Consider the following 26425-nt stretch of genomic DNA (forward strand, 5'->3'; position numbering starts at 1 on the left):
CTCTATTTATACTGTAAAATTAAATGAAAAATTGTTAACCCTTCAGATGTATTTCGATATTCATGGGGTTGATGCCCCGAGAATACTAGTGTATCCCCTTCATCCAGTAATTCATGCATATCTCCAGCAGAAATAGCAGCTTGTCCTTTGATAATCATGACAGTTTCCTCTACCCCTTCTGTGTGGGCTTCACTCCTACTAATGGCTCCAGGCTCCATTTCAACCTTGTAGAATTCCCAACCTCGTTCAGGATTATACGGAATAATCGAATAGACACGATAGCGTCCCTCATCCTCATCAACATGTGGGACATCCTTACCGCTATAACGCATGTAATGAGCTGTTGGCGGCTGTAATAAAGAAGAAAATGAAATACGCATTCCAGCAGCTATTTTCCAAATAGTTGATACAGTAGGATTCGCTTCTCCCTTTTCTATTTGAGCGAGTTGCGCTTTACTAACACCCGTTGCTTTAGCAACATCATCTAAGCTTAAATGACGTTGTTGTCTAATTTTCTTTAATTGAAAGGCTAAATTTCTGCTCATTTGTTCCATTTTTAATCACCAATTTTCTATTGTTTATTTTATCAGACATATGTATACTTTAATAAACATCAAGAACTATCAAACTATTCCATCAACAGTATACATGGAAATTTTTAAGAAAGGATGACCTATTTATGACAAGTACAACAGAGCTTCATCATGATCCGGCAACAAACTCACCCAACGATAGCTTTATACAGGGCGTGAAGGATTGTGTACCTACTTTACTCGGTTATATTAGTATAGGACTTGCATTCGGTGTTGTAGGTTCCGCTTCAGGACTATCAGTACTCGAAATCGCCCTTTTAACTATATTGATTTACGCAGGCTCTGCACAATTTATTTTTTGTGCGCTACTTTTAACAAGTAGTCCTGCTTCTGCTATCATTGTAACCATTTTTGTCGTCAATTTACGCCATTTATTAATGAGTTTAACATTAGCCCCTCATTTTACGCGTTATTCCATGCTTAGAAATGTAGGCTTCGGTACTTTATTAACAGATGAAACCTTTGGGGTGGCTGTGACCAGGCAAATGCAAACCGGTAAATTATACGGTAAATGGATGGATGGGCTTAACTTAACAGCGTATATTTTTTGGATTTTATCTTGCGTCACGGGTGCCTTCTTAGGGCAATGGGTGGCAAATCCTGAACAATGGGGACTAGATTTCGCCTTAGTCGCTATGTTTGTCGCTCTTTTAGTTTTACAATTGAGTAGTGTCGGCAAAAGTAAAATCATGCATTATATTAAGTTAATCGGCTATATGGCTGTAATTATGTATGGTCTTTCTTATATAGTACCTTCACATGTGGCTGTTTTGCTAGCAACGGTGATCGTAGCAACTATTGGGGTGGTGACCGACAAATGACAACAACCGCTTATATGGTATGGCTGATTATTGGCTGTGCGCTTGTCACATGGCTACCACGTGTCATTCCGTTTATTTTTGTACGCAGTGTCACACTCCCAGATGTAGTGCTAAAGTGGCTTAGTTTTATTCCTGTTTGTATTTTAAGTGCTCTTGTCATCGAAAATTTAATCGATACCGAAAGCGGCAAAGTTGTGACTCTTGATTGGCCAGTCTTTATTACATTCGTGCCAACGCTAGTTATTGCGCTTATTACAAAAAGTTTATCTATTACTGTCGTTGCAGGAGTTATCATAATGGCAGCTGTGCGATTTTTCATGTAAAAAGGTCAGTCCCCTGGAGGACTGACCTTTTTTATTGCTTCATTTTACTGGCTAACCAAAAGCCCACTGTTAATGAAAATGCATCAATAACGAAAATAATTGGTGGGGATGTATACCCTGCATATACTGAGGCAGCGATAAGCGCAATAGCCAATAATAGAGCAACATAGCGATTATACGTGATTCTTGTGAATAATAGCACCAATAAAGCAGGTATGAAGAGCGCCAACATCATTTTCCCAAAAACGTCCATTATATATCCCTCGGCTCAGCAAGTAGTAATCCAATTCGGTAATGATCATTACTATAAATGACATGCTGCGTTAAACGAATTTCATTGTTTCGATCTAGCACTTCCAGACGACAATGAGCGGCATTTAATTGTAATGCCTCGTATAATTCATTTTCAGTAAAAATAGAAACACCATTTACTTTCCGAATACATTCCCCTGCAAGTAAGCCCATTTTCTCAGCTGGCGAATCAGGAAGCACTGCTGCAATAATGGCACCCTTTGTGCTAGGTGCTACCGCATAATGATCTGTTTTATCCTGCTGCGCATAATAGATGGAGATGATGATACGGATAATTGCTCCCAACCCAAGCGTCATATAACCGATCATTGGTTCAAGATATGCAGCCAGTCCTCCTATTAAAATAAGCTGTCCAAGTATAGCTACAGAACGCCCAATTTTAGGTAATACTAGGGCAGGTAATTCCCTTCTTAGCAGCTTCGAAAAGCCAATTACGAGTGGGAAAAGGACCAATGCAAAGCTAGTATCCCCTATCGTAAACTGTGGCCAGTACGGGAATACAGCAGAAATCGCATCACCAGGCATAACAAAGAAAATAGGCAGTACCCAAACATTTCTTGAACGATAGACAATCGCCTGCATACCTCGTTTTGTTTTTTCCACGCAAGGTGTTGTGACCTTCATTGCTGCACGTCGAATTAAAAGACCTTCAGCAATCACACAAAGACCTACAAGTATAGAAATGGTAACGATAGCCCCATTCTCTAAATCGACACCTGCTAAGGAAATGTTCCACCAAGTAAAGGACCAGTTGTAGTAAGACATAGCCCATATTGCTAGCGTTGCTATACCCATTGTTAAAATAGGTGACATAGCATTCAGGAAATACAATACGAGCCCTACTACCGAGACCGCTATTACAAGGATTAAAAAAACTTTTGGAACAGTAAGCCCTGCCGCCACACTAATTAGCGAAATAAGCAATGCATAAAGCCATCCATCTTTCCATTGTCCGACTAACTCTGTCCAGCCCCAAATAATCCGTCTATTAAAATATTTACGCTCCTGCTTTACGCGACGATAACCTAATAAAATAGCAAATATGATGGCTACATACAGTAATGGGTTGAGTAAAAAGCGGCCAATCGCTGTTACAATTTCTAATAATATATCACTAACCATACGAACACCCGCCGTTTCTATCTTGAATACTATGAATTTATTGTATCAAACGACTACACTCTTGCGTAGTACAAACTCATAGAAAGCTCTGTATTATGGTATTTTTGTTCTACTAGCGAGTTCATTGTTCAATTGCGTGTAGTAAAAAACTAGTTGCCATTTGGAATTGTTGGTCGTTTTGACGGTCTACTTTATAATTTTTTAATGTTTCATTCAAGCTATTAAAGAAAGTCGTATCCATATAAAATTCATCTTCTGCTAGTTTTAATTTTTTCTGTTTTCGATAAAGGTTAACCGCTTCAGCCGTTGTATCATCCATATAACCATCTAAGCGATCAATCTGATAGCCAAGTTTCTGTAAGGCGTTTTGAGAATAAGAAATTTCCTCGCTCATATCGCCCACCTTAAACTTCCCTGTCAGTGGATGTAATTGGAAAGCGAATAATTCATTTTGCTCGATTACCAGGCTTGCCTCGATGCCCTGCCCATGAATCCATTCACGTTTTGGTGTTAACCATTTATTCGTGGATAATTTAAGCTCTCCGCCATTTGAAAGCTCCCAGGATTCCTGTACAGTTCCTTTCCCAAAGCTCTTCACCCCAACAAGAGAAGCACGCCCCCAGCTTTTTAAGGCTCCGCTCAATACTTCACTTGCAGAAGCACTACCTTGATTTTGTAAAACAACAATCGGAATTTTGTTCATTTTTTCTAAATACTTTTCATCGATACCTTTTGTTTGTGTTTTTAATGGTTCCATAGCACCTTCAGCATTTTGCATATATGCAAATACCTTGCCACTATCTAATACTGTGCTTAGTAGCGCTGCGACGCTATGTAAATACCCCCCTGGATTATCACGAACATCAATAACAATTCCTTCAACATCTTTCCGAAGTAATTTACTTGTTTCAGCAACCCATTCATTTGCCGTCTTCTCACCAAACAGTGAAATCGAAACATAGCCAATTGCTGTATCCTCTACTTTTACAACTTCACTCGAGACAGTCTTGTTAGAGATTGCAGCCCGTTCCATTGTCATCTTAATATGCTTATCCTCACTTGGACGGTAAACAACAATGGTAACCTTCGTCCCCTTCTCCCCTTGAATTAAATGCATTAATTCGCTCATCGTTTTACCATCTACACGAACGCCATCAACTTGTACAATTTCATCGAGTGAACGCATTCCAGCCTTCTCTGCTGGTGATGAACGAACAGGGGAAACTACGATAAATTTCCCTTTATTTTCTGAGAGTTCAATCCCAATACCTACTCTTTCTTCAGCTAGCATTTGTCGATGTTGCTCAGCCTCTTCCTTGGAATAATAAGTGCTGTAAGGGTCCTTAATGGCATCTGCCATACCACGAAGGGCTCCTTCCACCAAAGCATCCTTTTTTGTACTGTACACTGATTTTTCTTCAATGAGGGTTATGGCCTCACCAATTGTGTCAACCTCCGTAACAGGCTCCTTTTTATCACCAATATTAAACCAATCAAAGTAAATACCACTGCCTACCACTAAACTACTAAGTAGGACACCGACACCGGCCGTTAATTTGCGCAAATCTTCCCTCCTCCGTCTCTTTTACTGTATGACACTATTTTTTCAAACATACAAGATTAGTTTTCAAAATTATGATTTGAGGAGATACTTTCTCTCACTTTGCGAGCAATCGGCATTACTCTGTGGAAATGTGGAAAACTTCTCTGCAAGATGAGATTCCCCACCACGGTGTCACCGTAAAATAAAAAAAATCTGCTCGTTTCTACGATAGAAACTGAACAGATTTTTTATAAATTAATCTAATGCGTCTACATATTCTTTTAACATATCCACGTCCATCGGTCCTTTAATGGCACGTTGAATATAGCCGTTTGAATCAATAAAATATGTTGTCGGAATGGTGATAATCTGGTAGTCTGAGCCTGCTGAATTTTCAGGATCCAATAAAATTGGGAATGTTAGCTCAAAGCTATCTCTAAAAGTCATCACCGTATCCACTTTCGCATCTGCTGTCACATCACGCTCGGCTGATGTTAAATTGACAGCTACGATTTCTACATTTTTTTCTTTGCCATATTTATCATAGAAGCTTTGCATATGGGGCATTTCTGCCTTACACGGTGGACACCATGTCGCCCAGAAATTCAATACAACCTTCTTTCCCCGAAGATCACTTAATGTAATATCTTCCCCATCTAAGCTTGTTAATGTAAAATCAGGCGGTGTATCTCCATTGCCTAAACCAATTTCTCGCTCCCCTATATCCTTGCCAAGAGCAGATTTTTCTATGGCTCGGTCTTCATTAATTTGCTGTTTCACATATGTACCAATCATCGCAACTACTAGAAGCACGACAATCAGTAGTCCAATATTTTTTTTCATTCTTACCCTCCCACTTTGATTCGTTCTCCTTGTTCTAAAACAATACCAAGACAAAGCAATATTAAACTCATACCTACAGCTGTTTGCTCTATACCAAGTGGCTGGAAGAAGGCAACAATGATTAGACCGGCTGTATACAGTATTAAGCCTCGTTTTACTCCCTGCATTTTCCATAGTATGAAGATGGTCAATACACTTAGTACCATTAATGTAGTCACTTCACTCGTTGTAGAGTTGTCGTTGAACAGCACTACAAGCCATTGATAAACGGATTGAGTTAAGATGATCGCCCAGCTATACGCCATTATATGATGGCCTTGAAACGAGAGCTTATGTCGCTTCCGCCATACTTGCAAAGATGCAGCGATGGCACCTAGCAAAACACCAACTGTACCTCCATTGAAATAAAGTAAGGAGATAGGCTGCGCTACCACTGATTTAAAGTCAGTAACAAGCAAGCTAAATTTCCACACAAGTATAAATGTAAAGGCTGCATCACTATATGCCTCAGACCACTTTTTTGAAAATTGTAAGCGCAGAATAAGCCAAACTATGAAAAATGTAATAAGTAGAGCAATTGCAGTTGCTGGTAAAGTTAGCGCTCGGATGGAGTACCAATCTGTATTGATCACTCTCTAATCCACCTCCGAAAGATATATACAGCATAGCATAGAACTTTACAACAAAAGCCAATTTCACACTGTGTTCAGAAAATCTTAAGAAATATACCCCACTACGTATATATTCATCATAACATTAAATAGAATCTGATCATAGGAAAAGGGAGGAGCTACGCTAGTTCATCACGTCCTAACAATATTGCTGTCTATCCACATAGTTACGGGTAGCTAGTAAGACCTTCATAATGCTGAACGACAAAAAAAGCTACACACTAGATTGCTCTAATGTATAGCTAATAATTTACAATGGAATATATTTTAGCGGGTTTACACTACCAACTGCTTGTCCTCTCCAAGGTCCAATATGCACTTCGAAGTGTAAGTGTGGACCAGTAGAACGGCCAGTGCTACCCATTGCAGCAATTTGCTGACCTTGTGTTACTTCTTGTCCTACACTTACATTAAATGAATTTAAATGTGCATAGACAGTTGTATAAATTTGCCCATCCACCGAATGCGTCAGAATGACAACATTTCCATAGGAACTTAGTGGTGCAGCATAAGCAACTACTCCATCCGCTGCTGCCCAAATTGGTGTCCCTGTTGAATTGGCGAGATCCACACCATAATGGAATTCAGGGCCTGCTCCAAGGTTCCGCCATCCATAGGGTGATGTTAAACGACCATTCGTTGGTTTTATCCATGTGCCGTTCGATTGTGGGGCATTAACTGTACCACCTGATGAGCCTCCACCGCCATTGTTGGCAGCTGCTGCAGCCGCTGCAGCTGCGGCTGCTTTACGTTTCGCTTCTTGCTGACGAGCAATCTCAGCCAAACGCTTTTGCTCAGAAATAATTTGATCCTGTAATTCTTGGCTTACTTCCAAAGCCTCTGAATATTCTTTTTCAAGTAATACTTTTTCTGATTTTAGCTTTTCTTGCTCTTTTTCTAATTGGTCAACTAATTTATTTTTCTCAGTCTTTTGGCTATTTAAGGAAGCCTTTAATCGTTCAAGCTCCGCTCGTTGGCCTTCCAACTTTTTACGTTTGTCTTCTACAATTTGCTTTTGTTCTTCTAATGTTTGCTTATCATCTTTTTGATCTTGAATAATTTGACGATCCGCTTCCATTAAGGCATTGACCGCAGAGAATCGATCAATAAAGTCTACAAAACTATTAGAACCTAATAATACGTCTAAATAGCTAACAGAGCCTCCTGCTTGAATTGCTCGAGCCCGCTCTTGTAATAAAACATCGCGCTCTTCAATTTTATGCAATAGTTCTTTAATAGACTCTTCTAGTTTTTTTATTTCTTCATTCGTTGCTTGAATTTCAGCTTGTACTTTTTTTATATCACTATTTGTTTTGTCGATTTCAGCGTTTAATGCTTGAATTTGATCTATGATTTTTTGTTGTTTTTCTTGATTCGCTGTAATGGCATTTGATTTGTTTGAAATGGATGAATTTAATTCATTTTTCTTTGTTTCAATTTGCTTTTTCTCTTCTTTTAAATCCGATAAACTTGTTGCAAACGCTGATGGAGTTTGGATAAAAAGAATTAGAGCAGATGCTACTGCAAGTGTTTTCAATGTGTTTTTCGCCTTACTTTTCACCGATTGAACTCCCCTTCGACTATTTTTCCCACTCACAAATATCCGCTGTGAGTGCTAAATTAAATTTTTAAAAACTTACGCACTGACATGAAGCTTCCCCAAATACCGATCAACACACCAATAAGTAACAGAAGACCGCTCACCTGATACACGAGTGGAGAAAAATCTAATACTTGAATGAGCTCCCCCTGTAAACGAGGTGCAATAATTTTATATATATTGTGGTAAAGGGTTGTGACAACCGCAATCGGAATAATAGAACCTAAAATTCCGAGCCACATACCTTCCAATAGGAACGGGATACGCACGAATGAGTTCGTGGCACCTACTAGTTTCATAATTTCAATTTCATCTCGACGCGCAATAATCGTAATTCGAATAGTATTTGAAATTAAGAAAATCGCTGTGAATAATAACCCTAAAATAAGCACGATTCCTACATTACGACTCATATTTAAGAAGTTAAATAGTTTTTCTACTTTGCCTTCACCATACATAACGTCATATGTATACTCATATTTATCAATCGCCTTCGCCACTTTTGCCGTTTGCTGAGGCTCTGTTGCTTTTACATAAATTACATTACGTAATGGGTTACTTTGTTCAAATAGCTTAAAATCGTCACCAAAATCTTTGACTAATTTGGTTAACTCATCTTCCTTGGTTGAGTAGTTCATTTCAGAGACACCAGGCAATTTTTTAACTTTCTCAATGAGCGCTTTTTCTGCCGCCTCATCTGCTGTTTCATCAATTAACACTTTAATCTCAACGTCGTTTTCTAAATCCGATGCCACTTTATTTAAATTCATCATAATAAGCGCAAAAACGCCAACTAGGATAAGTGTAACTGTGACTGCACTGACAGACGCAATGGTCATCCAGCTATTTCGTCCAAGAGACTTAATACTTTCACGGAAGTGACGCTTTACAGTACTAAATTTCATAGCCGTATTCACCTCCGTGTTCATCACGGACAATTAACCCGCCCTCAATAGCGATCACTCGACGTCGAATCGTGTTCACAATCTCGCGGTTATGGGTCGCCATTACAATGGTTGTCCCCCGCGCATTAATTTCTTCAAATAAATTCATAATCTCCCATGAAGTTTCAGGATCAAGGTTCCCTGTAGGTTCATCGGCTATCACAACCTTTGGTACATTGACGATAGAGCGTGCAATGGACACACGTTGTTGCTCTCCCCCTGAGAGCTCATTCGGAAACATTCTAGCTTTATGCTTTAATCCTACAAGCTCTAAAACTTCCATAACGCGACGTCTAATCTCATCAGGTTGTTCCTCGATTACTTCTAGCGCAAACGCTACGTTCTCATAGACATTCAAACGAGGTAATAATTTAAAATCTTGGAAAACAACTCCAAGTTGACGACGCAAATATGGGACTTTCTTATTCTTTAACGTTGCTAAATCGATACCATTCACAATAATCTGCCCCGATGTTGCTTTTTCTTCACGGTACATCAATTTGATAAATGTAGATTTACCTGCACCACTTGGGCCTACTACATACACAAATTCACCCTGCTTTATATTTACAGAAATACCATTTGTCGCAACAACGCCATTGGGGTACTTCTTCGTTACATTTTTCATTTCTATCATGATTAAACCACCTAAAACTCTCACTATGTAAGAGGTATTTCATTTACTATTATAGCACTCTATTTCTGTTTTTTTATTACAGTTTCATTTCAATCCGTGGCAGTTCCTTCTATTTCGTTCTTTCCTTGCCATAATCCTTAAAAATATGACATAAAATAAAAACAGCAATCGACGACATATAGTGTCGATTGCTGCTTCACAAGAAAAAAGCATCCAGGCAATCAGCCTGAATGCTTTGTATTAAACTTGCTCCTCTTCTGTTGTTGTGTAGCGAATTAAAACAGCACCTGTTTTTGATTCTCCTTCGATAAATAAGCGATTTGCATGTTCAACTTCTTTATCAAAACGAACAACTTTAGAGAGGAATTGATCTTGCGACTCCATTTTGGAAACATCATGTATACCGACGTCTACTTTCCCAAAATTCGTCACCACTTTACCACTTAATGAAATAGTTCGAGGCACATATAATTCAACCGCTCCTGCAACCGTTTGAGCTTTTATTTTGGATGAATTTGTTGAACATGTCGTCACCACAACATGTCCATTAACAGACTTAGCTTCTACTTCGTCCAGCGCACCATCTAAATAAACACGTCCATTTAATGTTTCAGCTTCTAAATCTTTCCCGCGAACCTTTGTTAATTCAATGGAGCCATTAGAGGAATCTACTTCCGCTTTTCCAAAACTGAACTTAGTCCCTTTAATAGCACCGTTTAATGTTTTCAACTTTAATTCTTCCACATCTGTATCCTGTAATGAAACACTACCATTCATCAATCGGACAGATAATTTTTCAAGTTTATCTTTTGGAACTAGTACCTTTGCATTGACTTGAACAAGCTTTAATTGACTCAAAATTCGAAGTGAATGCTCATCTTCTTTCACAACAAATTGCTCCAAAAAGTGATTGCGCGTTTCTTCTTCACTATCATTCATAAGCGGTGCCTTCACCTTGCAAATAACTTGAATTGTATCTCCTTCACTGGATTCCAATGAAAAGTTACCATTCGGTAATTCAGCAATAATGCTTTCTACATTGGCAGCAGCCACTTCTTCTGTATGCGTAAACTCAAATTTATCGCCAAACGGAGAAGCTACATCAAATTCCTTCACCTTTTTGACAGCTGTATTCATCATATCCATAAAGAGAGAACCAATCTGTGTTAAATCCTTACGGAAATCTTGCATCTCATCTTGGAAATGTTTCATAAAATCTTCTTTTTTCTTGTCGCCATCTTTAGTCTTTTCTTCAAATAATGACTCTTTGTCAGATGAAAATGACTGTGACTCTTTAGACACATCATCCATAACATTTTGAGTAGATTTGCCGGATTGCTCTAATGCTTCTAATAATGTAATCGCCTCTTGTGCCGAAATCGTACCTTTTTCTACAAGCTCTAAAATTCGTTGACGTTCATTTTGCATAACTAAATAGCCTCCCTCAGTTCGTTATACTATTTATACGATTCTTTTTTTGAAAAGTTTCACTGCAAAATTGAATTTTATTACAACGTTTTAATTCTATGGATCGAGTAGAGCTTTTCGCACTCCGATTGAAGACTGGGATTAAGATTTAGAAGCTTCTGCTAATACTGCTTCCATTCTCATACGGTCACGTTCTAAAATTGGTTTTAAATATTTTCCTGTGTAAGAACCTGGCGCTTCTGCTACTTCTTCAGGTGTACCTGTTGCGATAATCGTCCCCCCTTTGTCTCCACCCTCTGGACCTAAATCGATAAGAAAATCAGCCGTTTTGATAACATCTAGATTGTGTTCAATGACTAATACGGAATCGCCATTTTCAACAAGACGTTGTAGCACTACAAGTAAACGTGCAATATCGTCTGCATGTAAGCCTGTCGTTGGTTCATCTAGAATATAGAATGATTTACCTGTTGAACGTCGGTGTAATTCAGATGCTAATTTTACACGCTGCGCCTCTCCTCCGGATAATGTTGTGGCAGGTTGTCCTAATTTCATATAACCTAAGCCAACATCAACAATAGTTTGAAGCTTACGTTGAATCTTTGGAATGTTTTCGAAGAATACTACTGCATTTTCAATTGTCATATCTAAAATATCTGCAATACTTTTATCTTTATATTTTACTTCAAGTGTTTCGCGATTATAGCGTTTGCCGTGACATACTTCACAAGGAACATACACATCCGGAAGGAAATGCATTTCTATTTTAATAATTCCATCTCCACGACATGCTTCACAGCGACCACCCTTGACATTAAAGCTAAAACGCCCTTTTTTATAGCCTCGTACCTTTGCTTCATTCGTGGTAGCAAAAACATCGCGTATATCGTCAAAGACTCCCGTGTAAGTAGCTGGATTCGAGCGTGGGGTACGGCCAATTGGAGATTGGTCAATATCGATGACTTTTTCAAGCTCATCCATCCCTGTTACCTCTTTATGTTCTCCCGGTTTAACCTTGGAACGATTCAGCTTCTGTGCCAATGATTTATATAAAATTTCATTAATCAGCGTGGATTTCCCTGAACCAGATACACCTGTCACTGCGACAAATAAGCCAAGTGGAACATCGACTTTGACATTGCGTAAGTTATTTTCCTTGGCACCCTTAATCGAAAGCTTACGACCATTTGGTTGACGTCTTTCAACTGGCAATGGGATAAATTTTTTCCCGCTTAAATATTGTCCTGTTAAAGATTTATTATTTTCCATGACTTCCTGTGGTGTACCTGCTGCAACAATTTGGCCACCATGAACACCTGCACCTGGTCCAACGTCAATCAGATAATCAGCTGCTAGCATCGTATCCTCATCATGCTCCACCACAATCAGTGTATTACCAATATCTCTCATGTTTTGTAAGGTGCTAATCAAGCGATCATTATCCCGTTGGTGTAAGCCAATCGATGGTTCATCTAAAATATATAGAACGCCTGTTAATCGTGAACCGATTTGAGTAGCAAGACGAATACGTTGTGCTTCCCCACCAGATAATGTACCTGCTGCACGACTTAAAGTTAAATAGTCTAAACCTACATTAACCAGGAAGCCCAGTCGTTCTTCAATTTCCCGTAAAACTAGACGAGCAATTTTCATATCCTTTTCAGAGAGATCTAGCTCTTTGAAAAATGTGTCGGCTTCCTGAATTGAATATTGTGTCACCTCACCAATATGTTTGTCGGCAACTTTTACAGCTAATGTTTCTGGCTTTAACCGATAGCCTTTACAAGAAGGACAAGCCTGTTGTGCCATATATTTTTCCATTTGCTCACGAACATAATCTGAAGTTGTCTCTTTAAAACGACGCTCTACATTTCGAACAACACCTTCAAATTCAATCATTTGGTCTCGCACATTGCCAAATTCATTTTCATAATGGAAGTGAATCTTCTCTTTACCTGAGCCAAATAACACTTTGTCCATCTTGTCTTTTGGTAAATCCTTCACAGGCACATCCATTGGAATATGATAGTGATCACAAACTGCTTTTAATAATTGAGGATAGTACTGTGAACTTGTTGGCTCCCAAGGTGCAATAGCATGCTCTAATAAAGAACGATCCCAATCCGGCACCACTAAATCTAAATCCACCTCTTGTGTCGAGCCTAAGCCGTCACAGCTTGGACAAGCACCAAATGGACTATTAAATGAAAACATGCGTGGCTCTAGCTCACCGATAGAAAAACCGCAAATAGGACAGGCATGATGTTCACTAAATAGTAATTCCTCATGCTCCATAACGTCTACAAGCACACGACCATCGGCCAAACGAAGAGCTGTCTCTAAAGAATCACTTAAACGTGCAGCGACACCTTCCTTCATTACAACACGGTCGATCACTACCTCAATAGAGTGTTTTTTATTTTTATCAAGATCAATCGCATCATCTAAATCTCGTAAATCTCCATCAATTCGCACACGAACGAAGCCTTGCTTTTTTAAATCTTCTAGCAGTTTTACATGTGTTCCTTTACGTCCAGAAACCATTGGAGCAAGGAGTTGCATTTTGGTTCTTTCTGGATAAGTTAATAAACGGTCCACCATTTGCTCTATCGTTTGGGAAGTAATTTCTATCCCGTGATTCGGACAAATCGGCTTACCAATACGTGCATATAGTAAACGTAAGTAATCATAGATTTCTGTAACCGTCCCTACCGTAGAGCGTGGGTTACGACTCGTTGTTTTTTGGTCTATTGAAATAGCAGGCGATAATCCTTCGATTGCATCAACATCTGGTTTGTCCATCTGCCCAAGAAACTGACGTGCATAGGCGGAAAGAGACTCGACATAACGTCGTTGTCCCTCCGCATAAATCGTATCAAATGCTAATGAAGATTTACCTGATCCTGATAATCCTGTTAAAACGACTAATTGATCACGTGGAATTGTGACATTAATATTTTTTAAATTATGAGCACGTGCACCTTGCACGACAATTTCAGTATTTTTCACAAGTCATTCACCCTTCTACCTTCAATTCAAATATCGTATCTCGAAGCTCAGCTGCACGTTCGAAATCTAGCGCTTTTGCCGCTTCCTTCATTTCTATTTCTAGAGAAGCTACGAGCTGGTCTCTTTCTGCCTTTGTTAGCTTTTTGCCCTTCGTCGCCTTTGTTACATAGGATTTTTCTTCTTCTGCCACTTGTGTAGCACGAATCACTTCTGGTATTTTTTTACTAATAGTTTGAGGCGTAATACCATGCTCTTCGTTATAGGCCATTTGCAATTCACGACGACGTTTTGTTTCATCGAGCGCCTTTTTCATCGAGTCGGTTACATGATCTGCATACATGATGACATGACCGTTCGCATTACGCGCAGCTCGGCCAATCGTTTGAATGAGTGAACGTTCCGAACGTAAAAATCCTTCTTTATCCGCGTCTAATATGGCTACAAGTGATACTTCAGGAATATCGAGTCCTTCACGCAATAAGTTAATGCCAATTAGTACATCATAAGTGCCCTTCCGCAGCTCACGGATAATCTCAATACGCTCTAATGTCTTAATCTCAGAATGCAAATATTCAACCTTTAAGCCCATTTCCTTCAAATAGGCCGTTAAATCCTCTGACATCTTCTTTGTTAGCGTTGTTACTAATACTCGCTCATCACGTGCAATTCGACCTTGAATTTCATCGATTAAGTTATCTATTTGTCCTTCTATTGGGCGAACATCAATTAATGGATCTAGTAAACCTGTTGGTCGAATAATTTGCTGGATCATTTCAGGAGTATGCTCCAACTCATAGGGTCCCGGTGTGGCAGATACATAAATCGCTTGATGTACTCTATTTTCGTATTCTTCAAAACGTAATGGACGGTTATCTAGCGCAGATGGCAAACGGAAACCATGCTCAACGAGTACCCCTTTACGCGCTTGGTCACCGTTGTACATCCCTCGTACCTGTGGAAGAGTTACGTGACTTTCATCTACGACGAGCAAAAAGTCCTCAGGGAAATAATCAAGCAAAGTATATGGAGTCGCACCTGCTTCACGTAAAGTTAAGTGACGTGAATAGTTCTCAATCCCTGAACAAAAGCCCATTTCGCGCATCATTTCTAAATCATAGCGTGTCCGTTGCTCTAAACGCTGAGCCTCTAATAATCTATCCTCGGCACGCAATAATGCCAATCGTTCTTCTAATTCATTTTCAATGTTTTCAATCGCTTTTCGCATTTTTTCTTCTCGTGTAACGAAGTGGGATGCGGGGAAAATAGCGACATGCTCTCGATCTGATAGTATTTCTCCAGTTAAAGCATCTACCTCACGAATGCGATCAATTTCGTCCCCAAAAAACTCGACACGAATACAATGCTCATCACGTGAGGCTGGGAAAATCTCTACTACATCTCCTCGTACCCGAAATGTCCCGCGTGTAAAACTAACATCATTGCGCTCATATTGAACATCTACAAGTTTGCGCAATAGCTGATTACGTTCAATTTCCATACCCGTGCGGATCGAGACAACCATTTCACGGTATTCTTCAGGAGAACCAAGACCGTAAATACAGGATACAGATGCAATAATAATGACATCATCACGCTCAAATAATGCAGAGGTTGCAGAGTGGCGCAGCTTATCAATTTCATCATTAATGCTAGAATCCTTCTCTATATAAGTATCTGTCTGCGGTACATAGGCTTCTGGTTGGTAATAATCATAGTAACTAACAAAGTATTCTACAGCATTATTTGGAAAGAACTCTTTGAATTCACTATATAATTGGCCCGCCAACGTTTTATTGTGTGCCATAATGAGTGTCGGTTTTTTAACCTGCTGGATTACATTTGAAATTGTAAATGTTTTCCCAGTTCCTGTTGCACCAAGTAATGTTTGATGACGCTTGCCTGCTTTCACACCCTCCACTAATTCCGCAATTGCCTGTGGCTGATCTCCATTAGGCTGATATGGCGCTTGTAAATCAAAAGTTTGCACACCTGTCCCCGTCCTTTCTTTCCAATTTGTACATATATTTTAGCATAGCAATATTAAAATTTCGAACATTTAACGAACGAATGTTTGTAAAATTTTTTTCTATCTCTAAAATGGAAGATGGATTCTCAACCTTATACTCTCATAATAGCCGTTTCGTCAGGTTTTCAAGCCTTCTCTAGTAATGAGATGTCCATTGTAGAATGATAGTCGTTCCTTCTCTTTTCTCATTTTTTAGAGCAATACTTTTTATACATTAGGTGAATGGCACAGCCACTCTATCATCTCCAAAAAAAATCCCGCTCTCCATAGTCGCGGAGAGCGGAATTATTAGTATGATTCATCTTCTGTTTGCTGCAAGGAATTGAGTTCGGTTGCGTATTGATAAAATGCGTTTTCATCTTTTTCATCGAGTGCTCTATCTATTAACATGATGAGCTGCTCTTGTCGATGCATACGCTGGATACGATTTAAAAATAAATCTAAATAAATCTCGTTTAATAATTTCTCTGCCTCATCAACTTTTTTTGACTGACCAACGGCTTTTAGAAAATCTGTGTACGAATAATATTTATCCAACGATCTCACCCCGATCCTTTTCTAAATTATATGAAAATTGAAATTAAAAAGCAATGCTTACGATTTGAAAATAACTTGGATTAACTAGTAAACTCGTGAAATTTAAAGCAAACTCTCTAAGCATTTCATTCATTTATCAACCTTGTTTCATTACTTTGTATATTTTTTGAAATTCATTTTATGTACTACACTACGGTTATCAATAGAAAAGGGAGGCACTTCCAAAATGACTAGTAAATTTGTAAATGGCTATTTAATTTCCTTTAACACTTACTTGCTCCAACCAGTTCAGCATGACACTAAAGTTTTCACTCATGTTATAGACAAACATAATGAGCTCATTGTTACTCGGAAGCCGATGCATGTACTGCGAAAATCTTGTATTTCATTAGGCTCCACCTATGAAGCAGCAAAGCAATCTGCAAAACGCTTTTTTGGTAATCAACATAAGCTACCAATCGTCGTGGCCTTTGATTATGGGTTTCCTTGCATCTTTCTACCAACCTATTCACCTAATTCCATTCATAATATATGGATAGGGCTCCATGCGATTATCAATATTACGCCGAGCGAAACAGGATGTGTGGTCACATTAAAAAACGATCAACAGATTGAGCTACCTATTCAATACGCTTCTATTAGTAAACAGTTTGTGAATGCTTCTATGCTCTACAAACATTACATGAACGAACGAAAACAACTTAGTCAAGACTCACCCTATCATCCATTCTTTTAACTAAAAAATCCCCCAAGAAACAACTCTTGGGGGATGACTATTAGTTAATTTTTGAACGTAAGTAAGCATTAATAAATGGATCTACATCCCCATCCATTACCGCTCCGACATTCCCTGTTTCTTCATTCGTACGGTGATCTTTTACCATTGAATATGGATGGAATACATACGAGCGAATTTGCGAGCCCCAACCAATGTCCTTCTGTTCACCACGGATCTCATCAAGCTGCGCCTGTTGCTTCTCTAACTCTAATTGATATAATTTTCCTTTTAACATAGCCATCGCTTTCTCACGGTTTTTAATTTGTGAACGTTCTGCTTGGCATTGTACAACCGTACCAGTCGGGATGTGTGTAATACGAACAGCTGAATCTGTTGTATTAATATGCTGACCACCCGCACCTGTCGCACGATACGTATCAATTTTCAAATCCTCTGTACGAATATCAATTTCAATATTTTCGTCAAATTCTGGCATGACATCGCAAGAAACGAAAGAAGTATGACGACGGCCTGATGAATCAAATGGCGAAATACGCACTAGGCGATGGACACCTTTTTCAGCCTGTAAATAACCGAAAGCATTATGACCTTTAATCGAAATGGTTACAGATTTAATACCCGCCTCATCACCAGGAAGATAATCCATTGTTTCTACTTTAAAACCACGCTTCTCAGCCCATCGTGTATACATACGTAGTAGCATAGAGCCCCAGTCTTGTGACTCTGTTCCACCTGCTCCTGGATGCAACTCCAAAATAGCATTGTTTTGATCGTATGGACCACTCAATAATAATTGCAGCTCAAAATCAGCCATTTTTTGTTGGAATTCGACCAGTTCTTTTCCTAACTCTTCCTGCAATTCTTCGTCTGGCTCTTCACGTAAAAGCTCCAGTGTCATATCTAAGTTCTCATGTATTTCTTCTAACTCTTTATATTCATTGACGATTGCTTTTAAGCCATTGCCCTCATTAATGATCACCTGTGCACCTTGCTGATCATCCCAGAACCCTGGCTCTAGCATCATTTCATCTAGCTCCTGTATACGTGCCTCTTTGTTTTCTAAGTCAAAGAGACCCCCTGAAGTCCACCAATTTTTTGGCTGTAGTGTCTAACACATTGCGTACATCTGCTAATTCAATCATTGTAAAATCCTCCGAACGTTAGTAATGGAGCCTAGTATGAAAGCTCCGTATCTTTTTATTATAACGTTTTTACAGAGGAAAACATACATAAAAACACGATCCTACGTCTCGTCCTCCAGCATATCAAGTGCAAAACGTTGAAATACTTTCACACGATCATATTGAACAAGTAAATGCTTCGTTCTTCTCTCTAATCTATATTTTAATAAAAATGCCCGCTGAATACGATACTCTATCGTTTTGACACTAACATCTACAATAATTTCCTCACTATTCGTAAAAATTATCTTTGTGCTCTTTTTATCCACAGAGATATACTCATCAATATGATGGACAGCAAACCATATACATTCCGGGTGTAGTGGCGATTTGCTTGGAAACCATAAAATATTCCCACGCTCATCCACAACGATTGGGTTTTTATTAAGTTTACCTAAAATCATTTTTGATCCATCGAAAGCCCCTCTTAAGCTTGAACCATAATAACGAAGATTATAGTCCATTAACTTCGTCGGTGGTAATTTAGAAATATAGTCATTATTTTTTTCCATCACCCGAGTACATAAATTTCCAAAGGAATCATACACAGGCATATACAGCATAGTTTCACTACTCATAATATCCTTCTTATGCATCCTTATTCCCCCTTTATGCACTTATGTTTTCAGCCTAAATAAAAAAGGAATATACCAAGTTCCGTACATTCCCGATTTTTTCTACAAGTCGAAATTGCTTGGAAAACTTTCTTTTCCCTCATTTCTCCCACCTCAGCTTCTCCAATACTTTTATCACTCTCAATCCTTAGTAATCCACCCCACCTAATTATTTAGGATAATAATAGAAGAATTCACTAAACCTAAATCCCTATTATTACAGCTATTGTATACCCACATTTTACTATTGTCTATAAATTCTGACTTTTATGACAAGAATTTATTTTTCTATAGAAAAAAAGATCATTTCAACATACCGTTAAAATGATCTTTTCCATTTCTATTATTGAGCTGCACCATGACAGTTTTTAAACTTCTTACCGCTTCCACAAGGACATAAATCATTGCGTCCAACATTTTCAGCCTTACGAACAGGTTGCTTTTTCGGAGCAGGACCGCCATCTTCTTTCGGATTAACAGCCTGACCTTTCGCCACCTCTTCACGCTCAAGATTACTGCGAATTTCGGCCTTCATAGCATACTTCGCAACATCCTCGCGAATGGAAGCGACCATATCTTCGAACATCGCAAAACCTTCTTGTTGATATTCACGTAGCGGATCATTTTGACCATATGCCCGCAGATGGATACCTTGACGAAGTTGATCCATAGCATCAATATGATCAATCCATTTTGTATCAATAGAACGTAATAAAATAACTTTTTCAAACTCACGCATACGCTCTGCTGTAAGCTCTTCCTCTTTTTCATCATATCGAGCGTGGACAGCTTCTGAAATCAATTGGTTAATGTCTTCTGCAGATTTACCTTGGAAATCAGCTACTTTTAGTTGACCTTCCTCTAGCAAATTAGCAGCCACAAAGTCTTCAATAGCCTTGAGATTCCAATCTTTTTGCTCACCTTGTGTATAGAGTCCGACAACATTGTCAATCGTCTCTTGAATCATCGACTCCACAAGCACGCGCATATTTTCTGTTTCTAGAACATCATAACGCTCTTTATAAATAATTTCACGTTGCTGACGGAGAACATCATCATATTGTAATAAACGCTTACGAGCATCAAAGTTATTACCTTCGACACGTTTCTGCGCTGATTCTACAGCTCTCGACACAACTTTTGATTGCAACGGCTGTGTATCGTCCATACCTAAACGCATCATCATCGCCTTCATATTATCTGAACCGAAACGACGCATTAAATCATCTTCTAGTGATAGATAAAATTGTGTTACCCCTGGATTCCCTTGACGACCAGAACGTCCACGTAGCTGGTTATCAATACGACGAGATTCATGTCGCTCAGTACCAATAACCGCTAACCCGCCAATTTCTAATACACCTTCACCAGGTTTAATATCGGTACCACGACCCGCCATGTTTGTAGCAATCGTTACAGCACCCTTTGAACCAGCATTAGCAATAATTTCTGCTTCGCGTTCATGGTTTTTTGCATTCAGTACATTATGAGGAATTTTATGTTTATCCAGCAATTGCGAAATAATTTCAGATGTTTCAATCGCAACCGTACCAACAAGCACAGGTTGTCCTGCCTTATGGCGCTCTGCAATATCAGCTGCTACTGCTTTATATTTTCCTTCCATAGAAGCAAAAATTAAATCTGGACGGTCATCACGAGCAATTGGCTTATTCGTAGGAATCGCAATAACGCTCATATTGTAAATATTGCGGAACTCTTCTTCCTCTGTTTTCGCTGTACCTGTCATACCTGCAAGCTTTTGGTACATACGGAAATAGTTTTGGAACGTAATAGTAGCCATTGTCATTGATTCATTTTGAATCTCAACGCCTTCTTTAGCTTCAATAGCTTGGTGAAGGCCATCCGAATATCGGCGCCCTTTCATTAAACGACCAGTAAAGCCGTCAACAATGACAATTTCGCCCTCTTGGACAACATAATCGACATCATTATGCATACTCACATGTGCCTTTAACGATTGGTTAATGGCATGATTTAAGCGGACATGTGTTAAATCAAATAAATTGTCAATGCCAAATGCCTTTTCAGCCTTTTCAACACCGGCATCCGTTAATGTAACACCTTTTGTCGACTCTTCATATGTGTAATCTGTTTCTGCACTTAACATACGTACAAAAGCATTAGACTGTTTGTACAACTGTGCTGACTTTCCAGCCTGACCCGAAATGATTAATGGCGTACGCGCCTCATCAATTAAAATCGAGTCAACCTCATCGATGACAGCATAATGAAGCGGACGTTGAACACGCTCTTCTTTATAAAGCACCATATTATCACGTAAATAGTCAAATCCTAATTCATTGTTTGTACTATAAGTAATATCCGCTTCATACGCCGCACGCTTCTCTTCTTTAGACAGGCTATTTAAATTTAAGCCTACTGTAAGACCTAAGAAATTGTACAGCTGTCCCATCTCAGCAGCATCACGGCTAGCCAAATATTCATTGACTGTGACAACATGCACGCCTTTACCAGTAATCGCGTTTAAATAAACCGCCATCGTCGCTGTTAACGTTTTACCTTCACCGGTCTTCATCTCTGAAATATTACCTTCATCAAGGGAAGCCGCCCCCATAACTTGAACACGGAACGGATACATCTCTAACACACGTTTCGACGCTTCGCGACAAACAGCAAAAGCCTCTGCACGAATCGAATCTAACTGCTCCCCATCCGTATAACGCTTTTTAAACTCTTCTGTTTTCGCTTGTAATTGATCATCTGAAAGCTGTTCCACTTGAGAAGCGAATCCCTCAACCTGGTCAGCGATTTTTTCTAATTTTTTTAACTCACGTTTATTGAAATCAAATAATTTATTTAATAGGTTTGCCATGAATGTTTTTCACTTCCTATATAGATTCAACTTTCATTTTACCATTGTGTAACAGTTTCATGCAAACAGTCACCCTATTTGCAGAAGAAAGTCATACAAAAAAGACTCTCGCCATCGCGAGAGCCTTTGTCATCATGAAGTTTAAGTTGTTTCGATTAAGCCATATTTTCCGTCTTTACGTTTATACACAATATTTGTGCCGTTTGATTCAGCATCTGTAAAGACATAGAAATCATGCCCTAACATATTCATTTGTAATACAGCCTCTTCTTGATCCATCGGTTTTAAATCAAATTGCTTCGTACGTACAATGGAGTATTCTTCGTCATCCAATGTCGTATCAACGACTGCTTGAGTAGTAGCAAAATAAAGGCCTGCCCCTTCACGCTCACGGAATTTACGGTTTACTTTCGTTTTATGCTTACGAATTTGACGCTCTAATTTATCAACAATGAGATCAACCGCAGCATACATATCATTATGACGCTCTTCAGCACGAAGAGTTAAGTTCTTCATTGGGATTGTAACTTCCACTTTTGTTTGCTTGTCATTATAAACCTTTAAATTTACGTTAGCATTGGCGTTAACATCTTCGTTAAAATAACGTTCAACTTTTTCGATTTTATTCTCAACATACTCTCGAATAGCTGGAGTTACCTCAATATTTTCACCACGAATGTTAAAGTTTAACATGTAAACTCCTCCTTTATAACTGCTATACTATCTATTTCTACACAAGTGTGTGAAATTCCTCTAAAATAATTCTTTATTTTACAAAAAACTTTTATAAAATTAATATTGGCTTTGCTTTTTCGCTTCTGCCGCTTCTTTTTTACGTCGTAGCTTTAATTCATCTACAATCAACTCTTCAACGCGACCTTGATCATTAAAATAAACGCCATAATGCTTACCACTGCCAAATGGGCGACTCCAAATCACTTCGCCATAAGCCCGTACCTCTTGCGTATCAAGCACAAAATGGATATCCAATGGTGGAGGATTCACACCTAAATCCACTTCTGTATACATCTTTAACCCACGCGGACTAATATCCAGCAATTCAGCCATAGCTGTCTGCCCATGATTAACTCGCCCATTTTCATAAACAGCAAAAGTTATTTGAACAGGCTCCTCAAATTTAAATCGGAAACCTTCTTGACGCTTAAAAATCATATTCCCACCCCAGTATATTGTTAAACATTTATATTGCTTTGATTATGACACGATGCCCATCTTACAGCTAGGGGAATAAGTAACATATTTTACCGTTGAACAGCCTAATTTATGACTATTTAATGATAATTTCTAGCAGATGATTGTTGTCTTATAGAAAAGAGACCATCATTTATTGATGGTCCCTAATGGTGTCTAAATTTGTCCGCTGTTTCCCTGACCGAATTGCTGTTGTCGATTAATGCGAATAACTTCTTTCCACGTATCGCGGAATTCCGTCACCAATCCTTCTACTTCTTCAATAATGGCTATATCATTTTTAATATTTGCTTCGACTAAACGACGACTCATATATTCGTAAAGAGGTAGCATTTGTTTCGAAATCTCAATATCCATATTAAGCGTTGCCATTAATTCACTTATAATTGCCTGTGCCTTAATAAGATTTGTATTTTTTTCTTGGATATTTTTTTCTTGAATAGCTTGTTTCGCCTTATTCAAGAATTTTAAACATCCATTATAAAGCATTAACGTCAGCTCGCCAGGAGAAGCAGTGGTTACACTATTTTGTTTGTACGCATTTTGTGCTGTTAAATTTGCTGCCAATAAAGGACAACTCCTTTGAAAGGTTACTTATTTACTAGTTTAAACCATTTTCCGAAGAAAAGCTATTTGATCAATTACGCCTCGGCGTAATTGTGTCGGGATTTTGAATTGTGATAGCACAATTCACTTCTTTTAAAAATCCTTGACATACGCCGGGGCTTTAACTTCAGTCAGCTTGCGGCTTCCACCAAGCTGACTGAAGTTAAAGTGTTAATTCTTTTTGTCATAATACATGCCGTCCATCACACGAACATTTGCATAGGGATTGAAGTATTGCTCTTCACTTTTTTTCGTTTTCTGTAGGTTAGCCATGTCTTTTTTTACAGCTTCCATGACAGCAGCCAATCGTTGTTTAATACCATTATCTAATTCGAGCAATGTACGATGAATCCGATTTGGTTCATCGAAATGAAAGCCTTCCTTAACTATACTTTCAATAATCATTCCTCGCTTGTCCAACATAGTATTGATGGTCTCAATATATTCATCACGGTCTTCACCCTTTGGAATATCGCCCAAAAGCTTAAATAAATTTGCTGATACCTGCAATAGTTGCTCTGTTAGTTGCATTATAGTTCTCCTACTCTAACTTATTATTGCATAAACATGCTCGATTGCTGATTCGCTTTATTTATTGCCTGTTCCATTGCAGTGAATTGTTTCCAGTATCTAGATTCAATATCCTGTAAACGAGTTTGTAGTTTAGTAATGCGATCATCAGTTGAAATTAAAGATTTACCTAACGCATATTGATTGTCAGTCATCGTTGAACGACCTGCTTTACGTTCAATCTCACGTGTGAAATCTGTAATAGAATCACGCAATCGTCTTACTAGTCCACGTGTGTCCTCACCAGTTGCACTATTTTTTTCGCCATCTTGAATTAATGTATTAACAACACGATCCGGATCTTCAGCTAATGCTTTACGGAGTTTTGTTTCATCTATTACTAATTTACCACCATCGTTATAAGAACTTGATGTCGTAATACCCATCTCAGCCAGTGTATCAATTACTTGATCTCCCATTCCATTTACACGTCCGCCCAGAGCATTACGCATGTCGCTTAAGCCATTTCTTAAAATTGAATCACTACGTAATAAACCACTCATAGCCTTTTCATCCCATAATTTTTGCTCGCTTTCAGACATCTCTGCACGTTGTTCTGTTGTTAATGGGGCATAGGCACGATACCGAGTTTCTTTCAATTGATTATTTAATCCACCGATTAGCTCATTATATTTACTAACGAATTCTTTAATTTTATCTACCGTAGAGTCAATATCATTTGTAGAAGAAATACCTATACTATTTGTAGGTGTTCCTACAATGCTATTATTTCCATCAATATTTGATTCGTTAAAAGTACCATTTAGTTTAATTTCATAGCCAGAAATATTAACCGAATTACTTTTACTTTCCATAACTAGTCCATTTACAGCGTAAATTGCATTTTGACCTCTTGTAGACGCTAGATCTACATTGCCAGAAGTAGAGGCCTCGGCTTGCGTTAGGAAACCTAACTTTTCTAATAATTGTTTACCGGAACTATTAGCATCACCCACAACTTGAATTTCACTTGTTACTGATGCATCATTAGCTTTACCCGAATTATTTGCAGTCATCGTTATTTGCCCATTTGAAAATAACGCAGTTACACCAGCGCCCGAAGTATTTAAACGCTTAATAAACGAATCAATTGTATCGAATTTACTATACGAAAAAGTCGTTTCTTTCATCTCGCCATTCGCCTGTAAGACATTTAAAGAAAGTTTTCCATCCTCTAGACCTAAATGACCTAATACATTGTTTCCATTTGGTTGTTGAGGTGAATCACCAGGTTGATTCGCAATAATATGTGGAGAACTAGTAGTAGCTGTTTTTTTAATACCTAATTTATTTAATATTGTGTATGAATCATTATCGGCTGCTGTTAATGGTTTTTTAGCATCTGTAGAAGCAATAGAAAACTGTCCAGTTTTTTCATTATAAGATGCTTTTATCTCATTTCCTGTAGCATTAAGTTTATCTAGCAATGATTGAATCGTTTCATCGCTGTCAATTACAACTGATTTTGAGTCGTTTCCTACTTTTAATTCAAAGTTTCCAGCTGAAATACCTAATTCTGATAGTAAAGTGGTTTTTGAAGCAATGGTTTTACCGTCTGTAAGCTTAATACTTTGTGATATAGTAGAAGTTGAAAAACCAAATGCTTTTAATTTCTCTTCACTAGCACTATCTGCGAAAGAGTAACTTACATTTGCACCACCAATGTTAAATTTCCCTGTTGTTGCGTCATATTTTGTGTCAGTTAAACCAGCAGCTTTAAGCTGATCAACAAAGCTATCAATTGAATCGTTGCTATTGATTGTTATTGTCTTAGGCACCGTTGTTTCTACACCATCAGCGCCTTTTGTTGTTATATTAAGATTTATCACACCTCCAGTAATTGGATTTCCTTCACTATCCTTCAATAAATTTAAAGAATCTGTGCCTTTTGCATATCGATGACTCGTCTGATTTATATTGCTAACACCTGTGCTTGCATTTGTCGCAAGTTGTTTAATTGATTGAATATCTAAGCTTCCAGCAGCCCCAGTCCCTGATTTTACTGATACTTTACTGCTGTTAACACCACTTACTGTAGTATTTTTTTTCACAAAATTACTTGATAAAATCATATTATCGAAAGTATAATCACTGAAAGTCTTTAGTTTTGCATTTATACTGCGGTAGGCATCACGTTGCCATTCATATTTTGTCTTTTGTTGTTGTAGTTTATATAACGGAGCACGCTCTGCCTTCATCAATTTATCAACTAAACTGTCGATATCCATCCCTGAGGCTAA

24 protein-coding genes are annotated in these 26425 nt (G+C 38.4%); 3 read left to right on the forward strand and 21 right to left on the reverse strand.

Going from position 1 to position 26425, the window contains the following annotated elements:
* Positions 1 to 2 precede the first annotated feature (2 nt).
* On the reverse strand, positions 3 to 554 hold the full coding sequence (locus AC07YC_RS12595; protein ID WP_336636220.1) for a helix-turn-helix domain-containing protein: 552 nt from the start codon (positions 552 to 554) through the stop codon (positions 3 to 5).
* A 125-nt stretch (positions 555 to 679) separates the two neighbouring features.
* Here AC07YC_RS12595 and AC07YC_RS12600 point away from each other — a divergent pair, with 125 nt between their 5' ends.
* Complete coding sequence (locus AC07YC_RS12600) at positions 680 to 1414, forward strand: AzlC family ABC transporter permease (protein WP_494919556.1); 735 nt, start codon at positions 680 to 682, stop codon at positions 1412 to 1414.
* Complete coding sequence (locus AC07YC_RS12605; RefSeq protein ID WP_036123398.1) at positions 1411 to 1737, forward strand: AzlD domain-containing protein; 327 nt, start codon at positions 1411 to 1413, stop codon at positions 1735 to 1737. The genes AC07YC_RS12600 and AC07YC_RS12605 overlap by 4 nt, the downstream gene beginning before the upstream one ends.
* Positions 1738 to 1768: 31 nt before the next feature.
* On the opposite strand, the gene AC07YC_RS12610 is transcribed toward AC07YC_RS12605, so the two are convergent.
* The 12 genes from AC07YC_RS12610 to AC07YC_RS12665 form a co-directional block, all read right to left on the reverse strand.
* Positions 1769 to 1990: a DUF2198 family protein gene (locus AC07YC_RS12610; protein WP_096363606.1), complete on the reverse strand. Its 222-nt coding sequence runs from the start codon at positions 1988 to 1990 to the stop codon at positions 1769 to 1771.
* Complete coding sequence (locus tag AC07YC_RS12615; protein ID WP_336636219.1) at positions 1990 to 3171, reverse strand: PDZ domain-containing protein; 1182 nt, start codon at positions 3169 to 3171, stop codon at positions 1990 to 1992. The genes AC07YC_RS12610 and AC07YC_RS12615 overlap by 1 nt, the downstream gene beginning before the upstream one ends.
* A gap of 121 nt (positions 3172 to 3292) precedes the next feature.
* A complete protein-coding gene (locus AC07YC_RS12620) occupies positions 3293 to 4735 on the reverse strand; it encodes a S41 family peptidase (RefSeq protein ID WP_036123391.1) in 1443 nt (480 codons plus the stop codon).
* Between the two features lie 234 nt (positions 4736 to 4969).
* Positions 4970 to 5557 (reverse strand): redoxin domain-containing protein, encoded by a 588-nt coding sequence (locus AC07YC_RS12625; protein WP_036147185.1) that lies wholly within the window; start codon positions 5555 to 5557, stop codon positions 4970 to 4972.
* Between the two features lie 2 nt (positions 5558 to 5559).
* Positions 5560 to 6189: a hypothetical protein gene (locus tag AC07YC_RS12630; RefSeq protein WP_494919557.1), complete on the reverse strand. Its 630-nt coding sequence runs from the start codon at positions 6187 to 6189 to the stop codon at positions 5560 to 5562.
* A 289-nt stretch (positions 6190 to 6478) separates the two neighbouring features.
* The gene (locus AC07YC_RS12635; protein WP_336636217.1) at positions 6479 to 7789 is read right to left on the reverse strand and encodes a murein hydrolase activator EnvC family protein; all 1311 of its coding nucleotides are present in this window, start codon (positions 7787 to 7789) and stop codon (positions 6479 to 6481) included.
* Between the two features lie 59 nt (positions 7790 to 7848).
* Entirely contained in the window at positions 7849 to 8733 is an 885-nt protein-coding gene (gene ftsX, locus AC07YC_RS12640; RefSeq protein ID WP_008178795.1) for a permease-like cell division protein FtsX, read from the reverse strand.
* Positions 8723 to 9409 (reverse strand): cell division ATP-binding protein FtsE, encoded by a 687-nt coding sequence (ftsE, locus tag AC07YC_RS12645; protein ID WP_008178797.1) that lies wholly within the window; start codon positions 9407 to 9409, stop codon positions 8723 to 8725. The genes ftsX and ftsE overlap by 11 nt, the downstream gene beginning before the upstream one ends.
* Positions 9410 to 9649: 240 nt before the next feature.
* A complete protein-coding gene (locus tag AC07YC_RS12650; protein ID WP_494919558.1) occupies positions 9650 to 10837 on the reverse strand; it encodes a DUF4097 family beta strand repeat-containing protein in 1188 nt (395 codons plus the stop codon).
* A gap of 141 nt (positions 10838 to 10978) precedes the next feature.
* Positions 10979 to 13846 (reverse strand): excinuclease ABC subunit UvrA, encoded by a 2868-nt coding sequence (gene uvrA / locus AC07YC_RS12655; RefSeq protein ID WP_494919559.1) that lies wholly within the window; start codon positions 13844 to 13846, stop codon positions 10979 to 10981.
* Between the two features lie 7 nt (positions 13847 to 13853).
* The gene (gene uvrB / locus AC07YC_RS12660) at positions 13854 to 15833 is read right to left on the reverse strand and encodes an excinuclease ABC subunit UvrB (protein WP_336636214.1); all 1980 of its coding nucleotides are present in this window, start codon (positions 15831 to 15833) and stop codon (positions 13854 to 13856) included.
* A 327-nt stretch (positions 15834 to 16160) separates the two neighbouring features.
* Positions 16161 to 16409 (reverse strand): IDEAL domain-containing protein, encoded by a 249-nt coding sequence (locus AC07YC_RS12665; RefSeq protein ID WP_144788464.1) that lies wholly within the window; start codon positions 16407 to 16409, stop codon positions 16161 to 16163.
* Between the two features lie 226 nt (positions 16410 to 16635).
* On the opposite strand from AC07YC_RS12665, the gene AC07YC_RS12670 reads away from it, so the two are divergent.
* Positions 16636 to 17145 carry a competence protein ComK gene (locus AC07YC_RS12670; protein WP_144788465.1) on the forward strand — a complete coding sequence of 170 codons (510 nt, stop codon included), beginning with the start codon at positions 16636 to 16638 and terminating at the stop codon, positions 17143 to 17145.
* Positions 17146 to 17185: 40 nt separating this feature from the next.
* Here the strand turns inward: AC07YC_RS12670 and prfB are convergent.
* The 8 genes from prfB to fliD all read right to left on the reverse strand — a co-directional run bounded on the left by prfB (position 17186) and on the right by fliD (position 26413).
* Positions 17186 to 18290 (reverse strand): peptide chain release factor 2 gene (gene prfB / locus AC07YC_RS12675; RefSeq protein ID WP_216604756.1). Its coding sequence is split into 2 segments (ribosomal slippage): positions 17186 to 18214 and positions 18216 to 18290, totalling 1104 coding nucleotides; the frame shifts between segments, so codons are not numbered across the junction.
* A 101-nt stretch (positions 18291 to 18391) separates the two neighbouring features.
* Positions 18392 to 18925 (reverse strand): competence protein ComK, encoded by a 534-nt coding sequence (locus tag AC07YC_RS12680; RefSeq protein WP_336636212.1) that lies wholly within the window; start codon positions 18923 to 18925, stop codon positions 18392 to 18394.
* Between the two features lie 361 nt (positions 18926 to 19286).
* Positions 19287 to 21797: a preprotein translocase subunit SecA gene (gene secA, locus AC07YC_RS12685; RefSeq protein ID WP_336636211.1), complete on the reverse strand. Its 2511-nt coding sequence runs from the start codon at positions 21795 to 21797 to the stop codon at positions 19287 to 19289.
* A gap of 141 nt (positions 21798 to 21938) precedes the next feature.
* On the reverse strand, positions 21939 to 22490 hold the full coding sequence (gene hpf / locus AC07YC_RS12690) for a ribosome hibernation-promoting factor, HPF/YfiA family (RefSeq protein ID WP_336636210.1): 552 nt from the start codon (positions 22488 to 22490) through the stop codon (positions 21939 to 21941).
* Positions 22491 to 22589: 99 nt separating this feature from the next.
* A complete protein-coding gene (locus AC07YC_RS12695) occupies positions 22590 to 22970 on the reverse strand; it encodes a PilZ domain-containing protein (protein WP_336636209.1) in 381 nt (126 codons plus the stop codon).
* Positions 22971 to 23165: 195 nt separating this feature from the next.
* Positions 23166 to 23576: a flagellar export chaperone FliS gene (gene fliS, locus AC07YC_RS12700; RefSeq protein WP_494919560.1), complete on the reverse strand. Its 411-nt coding sequence runs from the start codon at positions 23574 to 23576 to the stop codon at positions 23166 to 23168.
* Between the two features lie 210 nt (positions 23577 to 23786).
* Complete coding sequence (fliT, locus tag AC07YC_RS12705) at positions 23787 to 24146, reverse strand: flagellar protein FliT (protein ID WP_336636207.1); 360 nt, start codon at positions 24144 to 24146, stop codon at positions 23787 to 23789.
* 23 nt (positions 24147 to 24169) lie between these two features.
* Positions 24170 to 26413, reverse strand: coding sequence for a flagellar filament capping protein FliD (gene fliD / locus AC07YC_RS12710; protein WP_494919562.1), 2244 nt, complete (start codon positions 26411 to 26413; stop codon positions 24170 to 24172).
* Between the last annotated feature and the right edge of the window lie 12 nt (positions 26414 to 26425).

It is taken from the genome of Lysinibacillus sp. GW247-5R2A, assembly GCF_059424475.1.

Coding starts and splice junctions, on each gene's coding strand:
- AC07YC_RS12595 (WP_336636220.1), bottom strand. CDS start 554: ATGGAACAAATGAGCAGAAATTTAGCCTTTCAATTAAAGAAAATTAGA.
- AC07YC_RS12600 (WP_494919556.1), top strand. CDS start 680: ATGACAAGTACAACAGAGCTTCATCATGATCCGGCAACAAACTCACCC.
- AC07YC_RS12605 (WP_036123398.1), top strand. CDS start 1,411: ATGACAACAACCGCTTATATGGTATGGCTGATTATTGGCTGTGCGCTT.
- AC07YC_RS12610 (WP_096363606.1), bottom strand. CDS start 1,990: ATGGACGTTTTTGGGAAAATGATGTTGGCGCTCTTCATACCTGCTTTA.
- AC07YC_RS12615 (WP_336636219.1), bottom strand. CDS start 3,171: ATGGTTAGTGATATATTATTAGAAATTGTAACAGCGATTGGCCGCTTT.
- AC07YC_RS12625 (WP_036147185.1), bottom strand. CDS start 5,557: ATGAAAAAAAATATTGGACTACTGATTGTCGTGCTTCTAGTAGTTGCG.
- ftsX (WP_008178795.1), bottom strand. CDS start 8,733: ATGAAATTTAGTACTGTAAAGCGTCACTTCCGTGAAAGTATTAAGTCT.
- ftsE (WP_008178797.1), bottom strand. CDS start 9,409: ATGATAGAAATGAAAAATGTAACGAAGAAGTACCCCAATGGCGTTGTT.
- AC07YC_RS12650 (WP_494919558.1), bottom strand. CDS start 10,837: ATGCAAAATGAACGTCAACGAATTTTAGAGCTTGTAGAAAAAGGTACG.
- AC07YC_RS12670 (WP_144788465.1), top strand. CDS start 16,636: ATGACTAGTAAATTTGTAAATGGCTATTTAATTTCCTTTAACACTTAC.
- AC07YC_RS12680 (WP_336636212.1), bottom strand. CDS start 18,925: ATGCATAAGAAGGATATTATGAGTAGTGAAACTATGCTGTATATGCCT.
- secA (WP_336636211.1), bottom strand. CDS start 21,797: ATGGCAAACCTATTAAATAAATTATTTGATTTCAATAAACGTGAGTTA.
- hpf (WP_336636210.1), bottom strand. CDS start 22,490: ATGTTAAACTTTAACATTCGTGGTGAAAATATTGAGGTAACTCCAGCT.
- AC07YC_RS12695 (WP_336636209.1), bottom strand. CDS start 22,970: ATGATTTTTAAGCGTCAAGAAGGTTTCCGATTTAAATTTGAGGAGCCT.
- fliT (WP_336636207.1), bottom strand. CDS start 24,146: ATGCAACTAACAGAGCAACTATTGCAGGTATCAGCAAATTTATTTAAG.
- fliD (WP_494919562.1), bottom strand. CDS start 26,413: ATGGATATCGACAGTTTAGTTGATAAATTGATGAAGGCAGAGCGTGCT.